This window comes from Pseudomonas sp. B21128 (assembly GCF_044218865.1).
Taxonomy (GTDB): domain Bacteria; phylum Pseudomonadota; class Gammaproteobacteria; order Pseudomonadales; family Pseudomonadaceae; genus Aquipseudomonas; species Aquipseudomonas iridis.
The window spans coordinates 1,165,826-1,182,822 of sequence record NZ_CP162590.1 but is presented as its reverse complement, the minus strand read 5'-3'; the positions used below and the strand labels follow the sequence as shown (position 1 = coordinate 1,182,822).

Genomic DNA, 16,997 nt, shown 5'->3' with positions numbered 1-16,997 from the left:
TGGAGCCTTATGCCACGCTGCTTTTGGTGCACCGAAGATCCGCTGTACATGGCTTATCACGATCAGGAGTGGGGCACGCCGCTACGCGATGCGCAGGGTTTGTTCGAGTTGCTTTTGCTCGAAGGGTTCCAGGCCGGGCTTTCCTGGATCACCGTGTTGCGCAAACGCGAGCGCTATCGTGAGGTGTTGTTCGGCTTTGATGTGCAACGTGTGGCGCAGATGAGTGACGCGGAAATAGAAGAATTGATGCTCGATCCGGGGATCATCCGCAACCGCCTCAAACTCAATGCCGCCCGGCGTAATGCCCAGGCCTGGCTGGCGCTGGAAGATCCGGTGGCGTTCCTCTGGTCGTTTGTCGGCGGCCAGCCGATCATCAATCATTTCAAGGATCGCAGCGAAGTCCCGGCAATCACCCCCGAAGCGCTGGCGATGAGCAAAGGCCTGAAAAAAGCTGGCTTCACGTTCGTCGGCCCGACCATTTGCTACGCGCTGATGCAGGCCTCGGGCATGGTCATGGATCACACCCGCGACTGCGACCGCTACGCGCAGCTCGTCAACGGCGGTTAGAATGGCCGCCTCGCGCACAGCACAAGATCAGGAGTGACCTGTGGAAAAGTTTAAAGGCGCCTTGCTGGTAGGCGCTCTGCGGCTGTTTGCCCTGCTGCCATGGCGGGCGGTGCAGGCCGTGGGTTCGGCAATTGGCTGGATCATGTGGAAAACCCCCAACCGCTCCCGCGATGTAGTGCGGATCAACCTCGCCAAGTGTTTTCCACAGATGGACCCGGCCGAGCGCGAGCGTCTGGTCGGGCAGAGTCTGAAAGACATCGGCAAGTCCCTGACTGAAAGTGCCTGCGCGTGGATCTGGCCGGCCCAGCGCTCCATCGACCTGGTGCGTGAAGTCGAAGGGCTCGACGTCCTCAAAGAAGCACTGGCCTCGGGCAAAGGCGTGGTCGGCATCACCAGCCACCTGGGCAACTGGGAAGTGCTCAACCACTTCTATTGCAGCCAGTGCAAACCGATCATTTTCTACCGTCCACCCAAGCTCAAGGCTGTGGATGAATTGCTGCGCAAGCAGCGCGTGCAACTGGGCAACAAAGTCGCGGCGTCGACCAAGGAAGGCATCCTCAGCGTTATCAAGGAAGTGCGCAAAGGTGGTGCAGTGGGCATTCCCGCTGACCCGGAACCGGCCGAATCAGCGGGGATCTTCGTGCCCTTCTTCGCCACGCAGGCGCTGACCAGCAAATTCGTGCCGAACATGTTGGCCGGTGGCAAAGCCGTTGGCGTGTTTCTGCATGCGCTGCGTCTGCCCGATGGCTCCGGCTACAAAGTGATCCTCGAAGCCGCGCCAGAAGCCATGTACAGCACCGATACCGCCGAATCCTGCGCGGCCATGAGCAAAGTCGTCGAGCGTTACGTGGCGGCGTATCCAAGCCAGTACATGTGGAGCATGAAGCGTTTCAAGAAGCGTCCACCGGGCGAGGAACGCTGGTATTAACCGACTTGGCACACTCTGTGGATAACATGTAGGCGTTGCCGCAGATTCGGGAGGTGATCGGACGATCGTTTGATCTTCCTCCCGTTATCCACAATAGAAGTTCAGCGAAGGGCGCATGAAGATGTCCGAACACCGCAAATCATTCCGCATCAAGATCAGCCATGACAGCTTCGGCGATTGCCTCGGCCAGACCCGCAATCTGTCGCCCACCGGCGTCTATGTCCAGCATCCGCGCCTCGCATCGTTGCCCAAAGGCGCGGTGGTCTATGGCCAGGTGCAGGATTTACCCACAGGCGCGCCGCGAGTGCGGATGGAAGTGGTGACAGTGGATGCCGAGGGCATCGGTCTTCGTTACTTGTGAATAAGATCCGCTGATCTACAGCGCCTGACGATCAAGCTTCTTCAAAAACACCGTCATCTCTTTCTCGGCCTGCTTGTCGCCATGAGCGCGGGCGGCTTCCAGACCGTGTCCCCACGCCTGACGCGCGGCGGCGTGATCGCCCTGCGCCAATTGCGCCTTGCCTAACAGTTTCCACGCCGCGGAATACTTTGGATCGAAGCCCACGCAGCATTGGAAATGCTCGGCGGCCTTGGCGTTTTCCCCAAGATCCAGGTAACCCTTGCCCAGACCGAAGCGCAGCAGGGAGTTATCCACACCCTTGGCGAGCATTTTTTCCAGGGATTCGAGCATGGGTGGATTCCTTTGGTGGTATGTCAGTGAAGATTTGTGGCGCTGCCCTCGCTGGCAAGCCAGCTCCCACAGGGTTCTCGGATGTACAACCTATCCATGAACAACCCAATAACCTGTGGGAGCTGGCTTGCCAGCGATAGGGCCAGTCTGATCACCAGATAATCCGGATCAGAAGAAGCTCAACCCCACATGGAACAGCTTCTCCACATCACGAATATGCTTTTTATCCACAAGGAACAGAATCACATGGTCGCCCGCTTCGATCACCGTATCGTCGTGGGCAATGATCACTTGATCATTGCGGATCACCGCGCCGATGGTGGTGCCCGGCGGCAGGCCGATTTTCTCGATGGGCTTGCCGATGACCTTGCTGGACTTGGCATCACCGTGGGCAATCGCCTCGATCGCTTCCGCCGCACCGCGACGCAATGAATGCACGCTGACGATATCGCCACGGCGCACGTGGGCCAGCAGCGTGCCGATGGTCGCCAGTTGCGGGCTGATGGCAATGTCGATGTCGCCGCCCTGGATCAGGTCGACGTAAGCCGGGTTGTTGATGATCGTCATCACCTTCTTCGCCCCCAGCCGTTTGGCCAGCAGCGACGACATGATGTTGGCTTCGTCGTCGTTGGTCAGCGCGAGGAAAATATCCGCGTCGGCGATGTTCTCTTCCATCAGCAAGTCGCGATCCGACGCGCTGCCCTGCAGCACCACGGTGCTGTCGAGGGTGTCGGAGAGATAGCGGCAGCGCGCCGGGCTCATCTCGATGATCTTCACCTGATAACGGCTTTCAATGGCTTCGGCCAGCCGCTCGCCGATCTGCCCGCCACCGGCGATGACGATGCGCTTGTAAGTCTCATCGAGACGGCGCATTTCGCTCATCACGGCGCGAATATCCTCACGCGCGGCGATGAAGAAGACTTCGTCATCGGCTTCGATCACCGTGTTGCCTTGCGGCAAAATCGGTCGGTCGCGGCGGAAAATTGCAGCGACGCGGGTCTCGACATTCGGCATGTGCTCGCGCAATTGCCGCAATTGCTGACCGACCAGAGGTCCGCCGTAGTAAGCGCGCACGGCCACCAGTTGCGCCTTGCCTTCGGCAAAGTCGATCACCTGCAAAGCGCCGGGATGCTGGATCAGGCGCTTGATGTAGTTGGTCACCACTTGCTCGGGGCTGATCAACACGTCGACCGGAATGGCTTCGTTCTGGAACAGCTGCTCTTCGCGGTTCAGATAGGACGCTTCGCGCACCCGGGCGATCTTGGTCGGGGTGTGGAACAGCGTGTGGGCGACCTGACAGGCAACCATGTTGGTTTCGTCGCTGTTGGTCACGGCCACCAGCATGTCGGCGTCGTCGGCGCCGGCCTGGCGCAGCACCGATGGCAGCGAGCCACGGCCCTGCACGGTGCGGATGTCGAGGCGATCGCCGAGGTCGCGCAAGCGCTCGCCATCGGTGTCGACCACGGTAATGTCGTTGGCTTCGCTCGCCAGGTGTTCAGCCAGCGAACCGCCGACCTGTCCTGCACCAAGGATGATGATTTTCATCCAGTCACTCCAATGAATCCGTTTAGCCGCGTGCGGCAGCGATCTTGATCAGTTTGGCGTAGTAGAAACCGTCATGTCCGCCCTGCTGGGCCAGCAGTTGGCGACCATGGGGCTGCTTGATCCCGGCAGTCGTGGCCAGGTCGAGCTCGCGTGCGCCAGGGGTGCGCTCCAGGAACGCAGCGATGACTTCGGTGTTCTCGGTCGGCAGGGTCGAGCAGGTGGCGTAAAGCAGGATGCCGCCGACTTCGAGGGTTTTCCACATCGCGTCGAGCAACTCGCCTTGCAGTTGCGCGAGGGCGACGATGTCGTCGGGCTGACGGGTCAGCTTGATGTCCGGATGACGGCGGATCACCCCGGTGGCCGAGCACGGTGCGTCGAGCAGGATGCGCTGGAACGGTTTGCCATCCCACCACTTCTCGATATCACGGCCGTCAGCGGCGATCAGCTCTGCGCTCAAACCGAGGCGTTCGAGGTTTTCTCGCACGCGCACCAGACGCTTGGCTTCCAGATCCACCGCCACCACGTCGGCCAGTGCGGGCTCGGCTTCAAGGATGTGGCAAGTCTTGCCACCGGGTGCGCAGCAGGCGTCGAGCACCCGTTGGCCCGGCGCCAGATCGAGCAGATCGGCAGCCAGTTGAGCGGCTTCGTCCTGCACGCTGATCCAGCCTTCGGCGAACCCCGGCAGGCTGCGCACATCGGCAGCGGCTTCAAGAATGATGCCGTCGCGGCTGAAGACACACGGCGTCGCCGCGATACAGGCTTCAGTCAACAGACCGAGGTAGGCGTCGCGGCTGTGATGGCGACGGTTGACCCGCAGGATCATCGGCGGATGCGCGTTGTTCGCTTCGCAGATCGCTTCCCACTGCTCTGGCCAGAAGGCCTTCAGGGATTTTTGCAGCCAGCGCGGGTGAGCGGTGCGTACCACTGGGTCGCGTTCCAGCTCAGCGAAAATCGTTTCGCTTTCACGCTGGGCATTGCGCAATACGGCATTGAGCAGACCCTTGGCCCAAGGCTTTTTCAGCTTGTCGGCGCAACCGACGGTTTCACCGATAGCTGCGTGGGCCGGGACGCGGGTGTAAAGCAACTGATAGAGGCCGACCAGCAGCAACGCCTCGACATCGGCATCCGCAGCCTTGAACGGCTTTTGCAGGAGTTTTTCCGCCAGCGCCGACAGCCGTGGCTGCCAGCGCGCGGTGCCGAACGCCAGATCCTGAGTGAAACCGCGATCGCGATCCTCGACCTTGTCCAATTGCGTCGGCAGAGAGCTGTTGAGCGAGGCTTTGCCGCTCAGTACGGCGGCGAGCGCCTTGGCGGCGGCCAGACGAGGGTTCATTGCGCGTCCACCGCTGCGCCAAGGAGGGTGCCGACGGCGAATTTTTCACGACGGCTGTTGAACAGGTCGCTGAAATTCAGCGCCTTGCCGCCCGGCAATTGCAGACGGGTCAGGCACAGCGCTTGCTCGCCGCACGCGACGATCAAACCGTCCTTGCTGGCGCTGAGGATTTCACCCGGTGCGCCTTTACCGTCGGCAAATGTTGCCGCCAGCACTTTCAGCGCTTCACCGTTGAGGGTGCTGTGGGTGATCGGCCATGGGTTGAAGGCGCGCACCAGTCGTTCCAGCTCAATGGCCGGACGGCTCCAGTCGATGCGTGCTTCGTCCTTGTTCAGTTTGTGCGCGTAGGTGGCGAGGTCATCGTTCTGCACTTCGCCCTCAAGAGTGCCAGCCGCCAGACCGGCAATCGCTTGCACCACGGCCGGCGGGCCCATCTCGGCGAGACGGTCGTGCAGCGTGCCGCCGGTGTCTTCGCCGGTGATCGGCGTGACGACCTTGAGCAACATCGGACCGGTGTCGAGGCCGGCTTCCATGCGCATCACGGTCACGCCGCTTTCGGCATCACCCGCTTCGACGGCGCGCTGGATCGGCGCCGCCCCGCGCCAGCGTGGCAGCAAGGATGCGTGGCTGTTGATGCAGCCCAGACGCGGAATATCGAGCACCACTTGCGGCAGGATCAGGCCGTAGGCGACCACGACCATCAAATCCGGCTTCAATGCAGCGAGTTCAGCCTGAGCGTCAGCATTGCGCAACGTCGGCGGCTGCAACACCTGGATATTATTTTCCAGCGCCAGCTGTTTAACCGGGCTCGGCATCAGTTTTTGCCCGCGACCGGCTGGACGATCCGGTTGGGTGTAGACCGCAACGATCTCGTAAGGGCTGCTCAGCAGGGCCTTGAGGTGCTCGGCGGCGAATTCCGGAGTACCGGCAAAAACGATGCGCAGTGGCTCAGTCATTGAATGGTTCTCTATGGCAAAGCTTCATAAAAAGAAAAAGGCTTGCCGCAGCAAGCCTTTGAAGGAGGGCATCAAGCGTTCTGGCGATGGAGCTTTTCCAGTTTCTTCTTGATCCGGTCGCGTTTGAGCGTGGACAGGTAATCGACGAACAATTTGCCGTTGAGGTGGTCGCATTCGTGCTGGATGCACACGGCGAGCAGGCCTTCGGCAATCAGTTCATAGGGCTTGCCGTCGCGGTCCAGCGCCTTGATCCTGACCTTCTGCGGACGGTCGACGTTTTCGTAGAAGCCGGGCACCGAAAGGCAGCCTTCCTGATACTGATCCATTTCTTCGGTCAGCGATTCGAACTCGGGGTTGATGAATACCCGCGGCTCGGAGCGGTCTTCGGAAAGGTCCATCACGACGATACGTTTGTGCACGTTGACCTGGGTCGCGGCGAGGCCGATGCCCGGCGCTTCATACATTGTTTCAAACATGTCATCGACCAACTGACGCACTTCGTCGTCCACTACAGCCACAGGCTTGGCGATAGTACGCAGACGCGGGTCCGGAAATTCGAGGATGTTTAAAATGGCCATAGGCTGATTGCTGCACGTGTTGAGTAAAGTCGGGTCGATGGCCTGGCAGGTCCGAAGATGCAGGCTACCGTTGTGAAGCGTAGCTTGTGCATTTTGCTCAAGCGAGCCACGGGGGCTCTGACGATTCACGCGAGCGCACATGATAAAGGGATTCACTGCATGAGGAAAACACTACTCGCCCTGCTGCTGTTGGCTTCGGCTGGCGCGGCGCACGGGCAAGTGCAACTCAGGGATGGTTTTCCACAGCAATACACGGTGGTTTCGGGGGACACACTCTGGGACATTTCCGGCAAATACCTGCGCGAGCCTTGGCAGTGGCCACAACTGTGGCGGGCCAATCCGCAGATCGAGAACCCCAACCTGATCTACCCCGGCGACACGCTGACGCTCAGTTACGTCAACGGCCAGCCGCGTCTGACCCTCAATCGCGGCGAGTCGCGCGGCACCATCAAGCTCTCCCCACGCATTCGCACCAGCCCGGTGGCCGAGGCGATTCCGAGCATTCCACTCAAATCCATCAACAGCTTTCTGTTGAGCAATCGCATCGTCGACAAGGCCGAAGACTTCGACAAGGCGCCGTACATCGTCGCCGGCGATGCCGAACGGGTGCTCAGCGGTACCGGCGACCGCATTTTCGCTCGTGGCCACTTCGACCCGGATCAGCCGGTTTACGGCATCTTTCGACAGGGCAAGATTTACACCGATCCGCAGACCAAGGAGTTTCTCGGGATCAATGCCGATGACATTGGTGGCGGAGAAATCGTTGCCACCGAGGGAGATGTCGCCACCCTCGCCCTGCAACGCACCACACAGGAAGTACGCCTCGGCGACCGCTTGTTCGGCGGCGAAGAGCGCTCGATCAACTCGACCTTCATGCCCAGCGCGCCGACCAGCAACATCAACGGCGTGATCATCGACGTGCCGCGCGGTGTTACCCAGATTGGCGCAATGGACGTCGTCACCCTGAACAAGGGCAAGCGTGACGGCCTGGCTGAAGGCAATGTGCTGGTGGTGATGAAAACCGGCGAAACCGTGCGCGACCGGATCACCGGTCAGCCACTCAAAATCCCTGACGAACGTGCCGGGTTACTGATGGTGTTCCGCACCTACGACAAACTCAGCTACGGCCTCGTCCTTAACGCATCGCGCTCATTGGCGGTGCTCGACAAGGTGCGAAATCCGTAGCGTGCTTAACAAGTTACCAACAGAGTTATCCACAGCTTGCTCCGAATGGTTCGGGGCTTATAACGATCAAGGATTGATCCTTTATGCTGCCTGTCTGTACGCCGGTTTCCCCTGCGGAACTGGAAGCGCGCCTGCGCCTGCACCGCTTGCCGACAATCGGTCCGAAGCGCTTTCTCAAATTGCTTGAAGCCTTTGGCTCGGCGTCCAAAGCCATCAGTGCCCCGGCCAGTGCCTGGCGTTCGCTGGGATTGCCGGCGGCGTGTGCCGAGGCGCGACGATGTCCTGAAGTGCGCGATGGCGCAAGCCACGCAATGCGCTGGCTAGAGCGGCCCAATCAACATTTACTGATGTGGGATCAAGCAGATTATCCGGCGCTGCTTGCGCAGATCCCGGATCCGCCACCGTTGTTGTTCGTCGCGGGTGACCCACTGATTATTGAAAAACCGCAACTGGCGATGGTTGGCAGCCGCCGTGCTTCGCGTCCGGGAATGGACACCGCCGCAGCCTTCTCTCGCTGCCTGGCGGGCGCCGGTTTTGTCATCACCAGTGGTCTGGCGCTGGGCATTGATGCCGCCGCGCATCAGGCCGCGCTGGATGTCGGCGGGCAAACCGTGGGTGTGCTGGGCACCGGCCTGGAAAATTTTTATCCACAGCGCAATCGGCGGCTGGCCGACGCGATGATTGCCTCGGGCAGCGCCGTGCTTTCGGAGTTTCCGCTGGATGCCGGCCCAAGCGCCAGCAACTTCCCGCGGCGCAACCGGATCATCAGTGGTTTGTCCCTTGGCGTGCTGGTGGTCGAGGCGAGTGTCGCCAGCGGTTCGCTGATCACTGCGCGGTTGGCGGCGGAACAGGGACGAGAGGTTTACGCCATTCCCGGCTCGATTCACCACCCAGGCGCGCGTGGCTGTCACCAGTTGATTCGAGATGGCGCAGTGCTGGTCGAAACCATAGAGCACATCCTCGAAGCCCTGCGCGGCTGGCAGCATTTACCGATGGCTTTGGATACGCCTCACGAGACTCATCCACTGCTCACGTTGCTGCACGCCGCACCGCATACCAGCGAGGGCTTGGCTGAAAGCAGTGGCTGGGCCTTGCCCAAAGTGTTGGTGGCCCTCACGGAACTGGAAATGGATGGCCGTGCGGTGTGCGAAAACGGTCGCTGGCTGGCCAGGACGAGCTAGGTTTTACAAGGAAGATCGGTAAACTGCGCGAAACCTGTTTGTGGAGAGTTTTTTCATGGTCAACAGTTGGCGTGTGCAACAAGCCGCGCGAGAGATTCGCGCCGGGGCGGTGATTGCCTATCCAACCGAAGCTGTCTGGGGGCTGGGTTGCGATCCGTGGAATGAAGAAGCGGTGGACCGATTGCTGGCGATCAAGAACCGTTCGGTCGACAAGGGCCTGATTCTGGTCGCCGATAATATTCGCCAGTTCGACTTTCTGTTTGAAGACTTCCCGCAGGACTGGATCGACCGCATGTCCAGCACCTGGCCAGGCCCGAACACCTGGCTGGTGCCGCATCAGAACTTGTTGCCGGAATGGGTCACAGGGGTGCATGACACCGTCGCGCTGCGGGTCAGTGATCACCCGCAGGTGCGTGACTTGTGCTCAATGGTCGGGCCGCTGATTTCGACATCGGCCAACCCGCAAGGACGTCCGGCGGCGCGCACGCGCTTGAGGGTCGAGCAGTATTTCCGCGGACAGATTGACCTGGTATTGAGTGGACAACTGGGTGGGCGCAAGAACCCCAGCGTCATCCGTGACCTGGTCAGCGGTAACGTCATTCGTCCTGACTGACGTTCCGTTTCAAGTTTATAGAGATATAAGTGGCACTCCTCGGCTTTCAAGGCGAGGAGTACTACATATGCCTGCGATTTTTCCTTCAAGTAACTCTTAAAACACAACAACTTTTTGTTTATATCTGTCTTTAATGTGTCGGACTAATCGACAAGTATCCATTTTTAGTAATTTTTCCTACGTCATTATCAGAAATCCCGCAGTGGCGATATTTCTAAAAGCATCCATCATTTCAATGCGCTCAGAAAACTTTGATAAGTTAACGTCTGCGGAGAAGGAATGGATACTACGGATTTACAACTCACGGATTATCTGCAGGCACTTCAGTCGACATTAAAACGTCAGCCTGAAAATTGTCGTGTGGTTACGCTTGAAGCCGGATCAGACACGCGAGAGTTTGAACGGTTTATTGGTCGCCAGTTTCGGTTGCGATTGCAACACTACATGCTGACCTCCAGAGCCCGTTTGCTGGAAACAAGCCTGGCGATAACGGCCCGCAGCACGCACTTCCTGCTCTATCAACAAGACCAGTTGATGGCGGTATTGAGAGTGACACCCTCACCCTTTGAATGGGCATCACTGGCGCATCAGCATCTTTCGCCAACCCAGGCACTGTCGCGTCATGTCGAGTTCAGCCGGTTGATCACCCTCTCCCAAGGTCACCTGCCGGTGTCGGTCAACTGCCTGCTGGCATCGGCCACCGAATGGGCGATCAAGCGCGGTTATGAGGGTGTCACCGCCCTGTGCCGATCACCCCAACGGCGGCTGTTCCAGCGCTTCGGCCTGACATCGATCACTACCGACTCCCTGCATATCGAACAACGCGCACGCGGCGATTACTGGCTGCTCTCAGCGCAATGGCCGCAGATCCTCGCAGCCGTACAACAACCCGCCCACACCGCCCTCAATTCACCGGAGAGTCACGATGACCGCGCATGCCAGTTTTGAACAACAGTTGAGCCTGCTGGACGAACGAATCGAAAATGTATGGGCCGATATTCTTGATAACTCGCGGCTGGTCAAAGCCATCCGCGGCGGCGGCGTTTCGAAGGCCTTGTATGCGATTTACATGATCGAGACGTTCCACTACACCGCACACAATGCGCGAAACCAGGGTTTGGTGGGCGTGCGCCATGCCGATAATCCGGTGTATGCAAAATTTTGTTTTGAGCATGCGGCGCAAGAGGTCGGCCATGAAAAAATGGCACTGCATGACGTCATGAGTCTGGGTCTCAAGAATGAAGCCTTCGATATACCGACGGCGCTTCCGGCCACCGAAGTGTTAATTGCCTACTTATACTGGATCTCTTTTACCGGTAATCCCCTGCAACGACTGGGATACAGTTATTGGGCAGAAAACGCCTATCAATTTATTAATCCGCTTATTAACAGCTTGAGCGAAACACTGTCGTTAAAACCGGCTCAGCTGACATTCTTTATTGCTCACTCCGATATTGATGTCGAACACTTCAATGAAATCAAACTCATCCTGCAGCGAACTTGCAAAGATCAATCCGATTGGGACGCCGTTGCTACCGTGATGGAAACCAGTTTGCGTTTGACCGGCAACATGCTTGAAGCCGTCTATGAACAGTATGAGGCTTGGCAAAACGGCCTCGCACCTCGCTATGACTTCCTGCACGCACTGGATAACTCATGAGTCCTTCACGGCGTTTTTCCCGAATGGCGCACGGGGGCAGGCATGGCTGACTATTTCGAGCGACTGAACTATGCGCTGGGGGATGAAGACACCGCACTGGAATACGCCATCTTGCCCCTGCGGGCCAGGCACGTGGTCGGCGTCGCGGGAAGTGGCGGGCGGCTGCTGCCGTTGCTGGCCCGCAACCCCGCACGCATGACTTGCGTCGATATCAGTGCGCCGCAACTGACGTTCACGCGACTGCGCTTTGCTCTGCTGGAACAGACCGATTACACATCGTTTATGGACTTCATGGGTTACCACCCAGGGGTTTTGCCGTCGCGACGCCAATCCATACTTGAGCAACTGGATCTGCCGCGTGTCGATCGCCACTGGCTGGCGGAGTTTTTCCAAACACGTCATTGGCAGGCGCCGATCTACATGGGGGCCTTTGAACAGACTTTGCAGCGATTGGCGAAGGTCAATCGACTGTTTACCGGCGAGGCGGGGAGAGAGATTTTTCAGTGCTGCGATCTCGGCGAGCAAACCGATTATTACCGAACCCGGTTTCCTCTCAGGCGCTGGCGGGCTGTGATCTCGCTGCTGGGCAACGCCGCGGTGCTCAATTCGCTGTTATACAAAGGATCGTTTCCACCCAACAACCTGGGTATCAGCTCCCGCGCAGCGTATCTGGACATTTTCCATACCTTGTTTAGCACGCAGGTCGTGCGCGAAAGCTTCTTTCTGCAAATGCTTTTTTTTGGTGAGCTGCGCTACCCGGAAGGTTTCCCGCTGGAGTGCGATCCGCGGATCTTCAAGCGCGCCCGGGAGGCCATTCAGCAGTGTGAGTTGCGCATCGTGCAGGCCGACATCATCGATTGCGCCGCCAAACACACGGACGTCGATTTCGTATCGCTCTCGGACGTGCCTTCCTTCATGCCCCAGGTCGCTGGAGCGAGTGTCCTGCAACGGCTGCGCCCGTCCCTTGCCGACAAGGCGCTGTTGGTCATGCGTGGACATTTGCACATCGTCCAACCCGATTGTGCAGGCTTCTGCGATATCACTGCCCAGTACCAGGAAGCGATCACACGTGAAAAAACCCAGCTCTGGCGCGTGCAGGTCTACCGCCAGACGACACCTTTGCAGGTATCCCGATGAACAATCAGCACCCCACCGTCAACTGGGTCAAAAACCGTGTGCGTCAGGCCCGTGACGATCAGCAGCAGCTGTTTGATGCCGGCCTCAATGGCCTGAAACTGGTGAGCCGTGAGGGCAAGACCATCGAGTTGAGCAGCGGTGAGCGGCTGACCGAGTTTCTCTCATGTTCTTACCTGGGACTGGAGTGCGACCCGCGTCTGATTCAAAGCGCGGTGAGCACCGTGAAATCCTTCGGCGTGCAATTCGCCGCCGCACGAACCCGCGTACTGCTACCGCCCATGCGCGAACTCGACGAGCAGTTGAACCAGATATTCCAGGGCTACACGGTGACCTTCAACTCGGTGGGCAGTGCGCATCTGGGCTGCCTGCCGTTATTGGGCTCAGGCGAGTTACCGTCCTATCCGTTGCGTCGTGGCCCGGGCTGGATCGTCGACCGGACGGCCCACGCCTCAATGCAGGTGCTGCAAGGGATCCTGTGGCAGTTCGGCCCTGTACAGCGATGCGACTGCAATGACGTGGAGCAAGTCGAACAGGCTTGCTCGACAGCGGTAGCCGCTGGCAATACACCCATCATCCTCACGGACAGCATTGGCTCGATGCGGGGTTTGTATCCGATCAATCGGCTGTTACAACTGGCGGAACGCTTTGAAGGCTATCTGTATGCCGATGACGCACACGGCACCTCGATTCACGGCGTAACAGGCGGAGGGTATGCACTCGTTGCTGCCGGTGAGCGACGGCGCGATCGCCTGATTCTTCTGTCCTCGCTGTCCAAGGCATTTGGTGCCACGGGCGGAGCGATCACGGTCTATACCGAAGCCGATGCTGAAATGATCCGCCGCCATGCGTCGACCTATACCTTCGGCGGGCCATTGTCGATGGGCGGCGTCGGTGCGGCGGTAGCGTCTGCGGACATTCACCTTTCGCCGGAGCTGGGACAGTTGCAGGCGGCCCTGTGGCGAAATGTTGCCCTGATCGACAACCTGCTCGGGCCGGTGCTGGGCAACCATGAAGTCGCCTCGCCCATTCGTTTCGTCCGCGTCGGCGCCGAGCGTGATGCCATCAGTCTGGCGTTGCACCTGCGGCGAAAGGCCATAGCCGTTACCACCGCCATGTTTCCGGTGGTGGCCAAAGGCGAAGCGATTCTGCGTCTGGCCGTCAGCGCGACTCACAACCAGGTCCAATTGGAGAGACTGGCCAATGCCGTCCGTGGCGGTTTCGATGAGTTGGGCATTCGCCAGAGTGGTCGTGACGATGAGCGATGATCCCGTGCTCTCTGCCAACCAGGCCTTTGCGCACAAATTGGCCCATGCGCAGTCACTGCCGTGGTTCTGTGCGCTGTGTCCGCCGATCCTCCATGTGCACAATCTGAAGGATTTGCAGCGCCTGCCGATTCAGGCCGTGGAGGACGAGCATGGCGGTGTGCTGTTTTCCGCGCTTGGCGAAGCGTCGCACCGTGCGCCGGGTGGCGGCCTGACCCTGACGTCGGGCGGCAGCACCGGTAACCGCAAACACATCACCCATTCCTGGGCGTTCAACGCCAGCATCGTGCCGCTGGGGGCGCGAATGTTTGGCGTGGCGGACGAACGCCCGGGTGTGGTCATCAATTGCCTGACCGCGGGCGAAATGCAGGGGGCTTTCCAGTATGCAGCGGCGATCGTGCAGCATATCGGCGCGCGTCTGCTGCCCGCCGGTTCATTAATGGGGGTTCAGCGAATTGCCGCGTTGATTCAGTCGCAAGCGGCCGATGCGTTGATTTGCACGCCTTCCTTCGCCGCGGCGCTGTTCAACCACGATGAAATCGATGCCCAGCAATTGGTCAGCCTGAGATGGCTTTACTACATCGGGGAACCCTGCGGTCCTCAATTGCGCGAACAGCTTGTCCGGGGCTGGCCGGCGATAAGGCTTCGGTCGCTGGGCTACAGCTCGACGGAAACCGGCCCTATCGGCTATCAATGCGGGCACCTTGGGCACGGTTTTTATCATCTGCACGCCGATGCGATGTTCATCGAAGTGGTGGACCCACTCACCTTGCAAGCAGTGGCCGCGGGCGAGAGCGGTGAGTTCCTGCTGACATCCTTGCTGCCCGATCACGTGCCGCTGTTGCGTTACCGGATTGGTGATCGTGGGCGAATCCTGCGCAATGGGGCGAATTGCGCCTGTGGCAGCGCCTTGCCCGTGTTGCAACTTGAGGGGCGGGTAGAGACATCGATCAAGCTGGGTGGCGCAATCATCACACAGCGACAGGTGATGAGCGTACTCGCACAGGCGTTGCCACAGCTGGCCTTCAACGACATTCAGGTACAGATCAATCGACAGGCCAACGGTGTGTGCATGTGTCTGGTCATTGCTCAGGACAAACTGCCGTCCGGCGCAGAAGCCGCCATTGAACAGGCGTTGCACAATGAGGCGCAGGCAAGCGCATTGCTCAGGTTGCCCGGTGTTTTGGGATTGCAGGTGCAGCGTCTGGCTCGCAGCCGTTTCGAAATAACTGCTGCGGGCAAGACGCCGTTTTTTATTGAGTTGGAGGCTACCCCGGCCTCCCCGGGGTAGCGTGTTTTCAAGGCAACAGGATGGTCGAACCGGTGGTGCGCCGAGCCGACAGCTCGGTCTGCGCCTTCGCCGCTTCAGCCAATGGATAGCGCTGGCTGATATCGACCTTGAGCTTGCCGCTGATGATCATCTCGAACAGTTCATCGGCCATGCGCTGCAGGTTCTGCGCATTGTTGGCATAGGTGGCCAATGTAGGCCGGGTGACGTAGAGCGAGCCCTTGGCGGAAAGGATGCCCAGATTCACGCCGTCGACTGCGCCGGAAGCATTGCCGAAGCTCACCACCAACCCGCGTGGCGACACGCTGTCCAGCGAGGTCAGCCAAGTGTCCTTGCCAACGCCGTCATAGACCACCGGGACTTTCTTGCCGTCGGTCAATTCCAGCACGCGTTCGGCAACATTTTCGTGGCTGTAGTCGATGGTCGCCCAGGCACCGTTGGCCTTGGCCAGTTCGGCTTTTTCCTTCGAGCTGACGGTGCCGATCAGTTTCACGCCCAGCGCCTTGGCCCATTGGCAGGCCAGCGAACCCACGCCCCCCGCTGCGGCGTGGAACAAAATGGTCTCGCCGCCCTTGAGTTCATAGGTCTGACGCAGCAGGTACTGCACGGTCAAACCCTTGAGCATCACCCCAGCGGCGGTTTCGAAGCTGATCTGGTCCGGCAGCTTCACCAGATTGGCTTCAGGCAGGACGTGCAATTCGCTGTAGGCGCCCAGCGGGCCGCTGCCGTACGCGACGCGGTCACCGACCTTGAAACGGGTCACCTCGCTGCCCACCGCCTCAACAATGCCTGCACCTTCCGAGCCCAGGCCGGACGGCAAGGCTGGCGGTGCGTAGAGGCCGCTGCGGAAATAGGTGTCGATGAAATTCAGGCCGATAGCCTTGTTGGCTACGCGCACCTGATTCGGGCCGGGCGCGGCGGGTTCGTAATCAACAAACTCGAGTACTTCGGGACCGCCGTGGGCGCGGAACTGGATACGCTTTGCCATCTGCCTGCTCTCCTTGGGTCTTTTGTAAGGTCCCTATCCAACGCTTATGCATGATCTTCGTCAACTGCGGCGCGTTGGCCTGCGGTGGTATGCTACGCGCCCATTTGCGCCGACCCCCGCCTGCGGGTTGCCGCGTAGTGATGCCCCGATTCAAGGTGAAGCCATGACGACCCGCACCGACGCCGTAAAGGCCTATCTGCTCGACCTGCAAGACCGCATCTGCGCCGCACTCGAAACCGAGGATGGCGGCACGCGCTTCGTCGAAGACGCCTGGACCCGGCCTGCCGGCGGTGGCGGTCGCACTCGCGTTATTGAAAACGGCACGCTGATCGAAAAGGGTGGCGTCAACTTTTCCCACGTCTTCGGCAGTGGTCTGCCACCGTCGGCCAGTGCCCATCGCCCGGAATTGGCCGGTCGCGGTTTTGAGGCGCTCGGCGTGTCGTTGGTGATTCATCCACACAGCCCACACGTGCCGACCTCTCACGCCAACGTGCGTTTTTTCATCGCCGAAAAAGAAGGTGAGGAGCCAGTCTGGTGGTTCGGCGGCGGCTTCGACCTGACGCCTTACTACGGCAACGAAGAAGACTGCATCCATTGGCACCGCGTCGCCGAACAGGCCTGCGCGCCATTCGGCCCGGACGTTTATCCGCGGTACAAGGCGTGGTGCGACACCTACTTCCACATCAAGCATCGCCACGAACCGCGCGGCATCGGCGGCTTGTTTTTCGATGACCTGAACGAGTGGGATTTCGACACCAGTTTCGCCTTTATGCGCGCCATTGGTGATGCCTATATCGACGCCTATCTGCCAATCGTGCAGCGCCGCAAGCACGATGCGTTCACCGCCCAGCAACGCGAGTTCCAGGAATTCCGCCGTGGCCGCTACGTCGAGTTCAACCTGGTGTACGACCGTGGCACGCTGTTCGGCCTGCAATCGGGCGGGCGTACCGAGTCGATCCTGATGTCGCTGCCGCCGCAAGTACGCTGGGGCTACGACTGGAAGGCTGAACCTGGCAGCGAAGAAGCGCGCCTGACCGAGTACTTCCTGCAAGACCGTGACTGGCTGACTCAAGCCTGAGGACATC

Annotated in this window: 18 protein-coding genes; 12 read left to right on the top strand and 6 right to left on the bottom strand. The window is 59.6% G+C overall.

Translation table 11 applies throughout. The features are described 5' to 3' along the window. The first annotated feature begins 9 nt into the window (after nt 1–9). The 3 genes from AB4P91_RS05130 to AB4P91_RS05120 all read left to right on the top strand — a co-directional run bounded on the left by AB4P91_RS05130 (nt 10) and on the right by AB4P91_RS05120 (nt 1,856). Entirely contained in the window at nt 10–567 is a 558-nt protein-coding gene (locus AB4P91_RS05130; RefSeq protein ID WP_115147905.1) for a DNA-3-methyladenine glycosylase I, read from the top strand. A 40-nt stretch (nt 568–607) separates the two neighbouring features. Then, entirely contained in the window at nt 608–1,495 is an 888-nt protein-coding gene (locus AB4P91_RS05125; RefSeq protein ID WP_150595881.1) for a lysophospholipid acyltransferase, read from the top strand. Between the two features lie 121 nt (nt 1,496–1,616). Continuing rightward, nucleotides 1,617–1,856 carry a PilZ domain-containing protein gene (locus AB4P91_RS05120; RefSeq protein WP_042561928.1) on the top strand — a complete coding sequence of 80 codons (240 nt, stop codon included), beginning with the start codon at nt 1,617–1,619 and terminating at the stop codon, nt 1,854–1,856. A 15-nt stretch (nt 1,857–1,871) separates the two neighbouring features. On the opposite strand, the gene AB4P91_RS05115 is transcribed toward AB4P91_RS05120, so the two are convergent. The 5 genes from AB4P91_RS05115 to def all read right to left on the bottom strand — a co-directional run bounded on the left by AB4P91_RS05115 (nt 1,872) and on the right by def (nt 6,598). Beyond that, complete coding sequence (locus AB4P91_RS05115; protein WP_395604443.1) at nt 1,872–2,186, bottom strand: hypothetical protein; 315 nt, start codon at nt 2,184–2,186, stop codon at nt 1,872–1,874. Nucleotides 2,187–2,354: 168 nt separating this feature from the next. Next, nucleotides 2,355–3,731, bottom strand: a complete 1,377-nt coding sequence (gene trkA / locus AB4P91_RS05110) for a Trk system potassium transporter TrkA (protein ID WP_150593319.1) — start codon at nt 3,729–3,731, stop codon at nt 2,355–2,357. A 22-nt stretch (nt 3,732–3,753) separates the two neighbouring features. Then, nucleotides 3,754–5,064 (bottom strand): 16S rRNA (cytosine(967)-C(5))-methyltransferase RsmB, encoded by a 1,311-nt coding sequence (rsmB, locus tag AB4P91_RS05105; RefSeq protein WP_395604442.1) that lies wholly within the window; start codon nt 5,062–5,064, stop codon nt 3,754–3,756. After that, nucleotides 5,061–6,020, bottom strand: a complete 960-nt coding sequence (gene fmt, locus AB4P91_RS05100; RefSeq protein WP_150593317.1) for a methionyl-tRNA formyltransferase — start codon at nt 6,018–6,020, stop codon at nt 5,061–5,063. Before fmt ends, rsmB begins: the two co-directional genes overlap by 4 nt. A gap of 71 nt (nt 6,021–6,091) precedes the next feature. After that, on the bottom strand, nt 6,092–6,598 hold the full coding sequence (gene def, locus AB4P91_RS05095) for a peptide deformylase (RefSeq protein ID WP_042556915.1): 507 nt from the start codon (nt 6,596–6,598) through the stop codon (nt 6,092–6,094). Nucleotides 6,599–6,757: 159 nt separating this feature from the next. Here def and AB4P91_RS05090 point away from each other — a divergent pair, with 159 nt between their 5' ends. The 8 genes from AB4P91_RS05090 to AB4P91_RS05055 all read left to right on the top strand — a co-directional run bounded on the left by AB4P91_RS05090 (nt 6,758) and on the right by AB4P91_RS05055 (nt 14,927). Further along, on the top strand, nt 6,758–7,783 hold the full coding sequence (locus tag AB4P91_RS05090) for a LysM peptidoglycan-binding domain-containing protein (RefSeq protein ID WP_395604441.1): 1,026 nt from the start codon (nt 6,758–6,760) through the stop codon (nt 7,781–7,783). 83 nt (nt 7,784–7,866) lie between these two features. Continuing rightward, a complete protein-coding gene (gene dprA, locus AB4P91_RS05085; RefSeq protein WP_395604440.1) occupies nt 7,867–8,964 on the top strand; it encodes a DNA-processing protein DprA in 1,098 nt (365 codons plus the stop codon). Nucleotides 8,965–9,019: 55 nt separating this feature from the next. Beyond that, complete coding sequence (locus tag AB4P91_RS05080; RefSeq protein WP_395604439.1) at nt 9,020–9,577, top strand: L-threonylcarbamoyladenylate synthase; 558 nt, start codon at nt 9,020–9,022, stop codon at nt 9,575–9,577. Nucleotides 9,578–10,021: 444 nt separating this feature from the next. Beyond that, complete coding sequence (locus AB4P91_RS05075; RefSeq protein WP_234451806.1) at nt 10,022–10,525, top strand: hypothetical protein; 504 nt, start codon at nt 10,022–10,024, stop codon at nt 10,523–10,525. Next, on the top strand, nt 10,503–11,237 hold the full coding sequence (locus AB4P91_RS05070; protein ID WP_150593312.1) for an iron-containing redox enzyme family protein: 735 nt from the start codon (nt 10,503–10,505) through the stop codon (nt 11,235–11,237). The genes AB4P91_RS05075 and AB4P91_RS05070 overlap by 23 nt, the downstream gene beginning before the upstream one ends. A gap of 42 nt (nt 11,238–11,279) precedes the next feature. Continuing rightward, nucleotides 11,280–12,374: a DUF3419 family protein gene (locus AB4P91_RS05065; RefSeq protein WP_395604438.1), complete on the top strand. Its 1,095-nt coding sequence runs from the start codon at nt 11,280–11,282 to the stop codon at nt 12,372–12,374. Further along, on the top strand, nt 12,371–13,639 hold the full coding sequence (locus AB4P91_RS05060) for an aminotransferase class I/II-fold pyridoxal phosphate-dependent enzyme (protein WP_395604437.1): 1,269 nt from the start codon (nt 12,371–12,373) through the stop codon (nt 13,637–13,639). Before AB4P91_RS05065 ends, AB4P91_RS05060 begins: the two co-directional genes overlap by 4 nt. Beyond that, nucleotides 13,596–14,927, top strand: a complete 1,332-nt coding sequence (locus AB4P91_RS05055; protein ID WP_395604436.1) for a phenylacetate--CoA ligase family protein — start codon at nt 13,596–13,598, stop codon at nt 14,925–14,927. Before AB4P91_RS05060 ends, AB4P91_RS05055 begins: the two co-directional genes overlap by 44 nt. A 7-nt stretch (nt 14,928–14,934) precedes the next feature. Here the strand turns inward: AB4P91_RS05055 and AB4P91_RS05050 are convergent, their stop codons facing one another. Further along, entirely contained in the window at nt 14,935–15,912 is a 978-nt protein-coding gene (locus AB4P91_RS05050; protein ID WP_150593308.1) for a quinone oxidoreductase, read from the bottom strand. A gap of 163 nt (nt 15,913–16,075) precedes the next feature. On the opposite strand from AB4P91_RS05050, the gene hemF reads away from it, so the two are divergent. Continuing rightward, nucleotides 16,076–16,990 carry an oxygen-dependent coproporphyrinogen oxidase gene (hemF, locus tag AB4P91_RS05045; protein ID WP_115147895.1) on the top strand — a complete coding sequence of 305 codons (915 nt, stop codon included), beginning with the start codon at nt 16,076–16,078 and terminating at the stop codon, nt 16,988–16,990. Nucleotides 16,991–16,997: the final 7 nt, after the last annotated feature.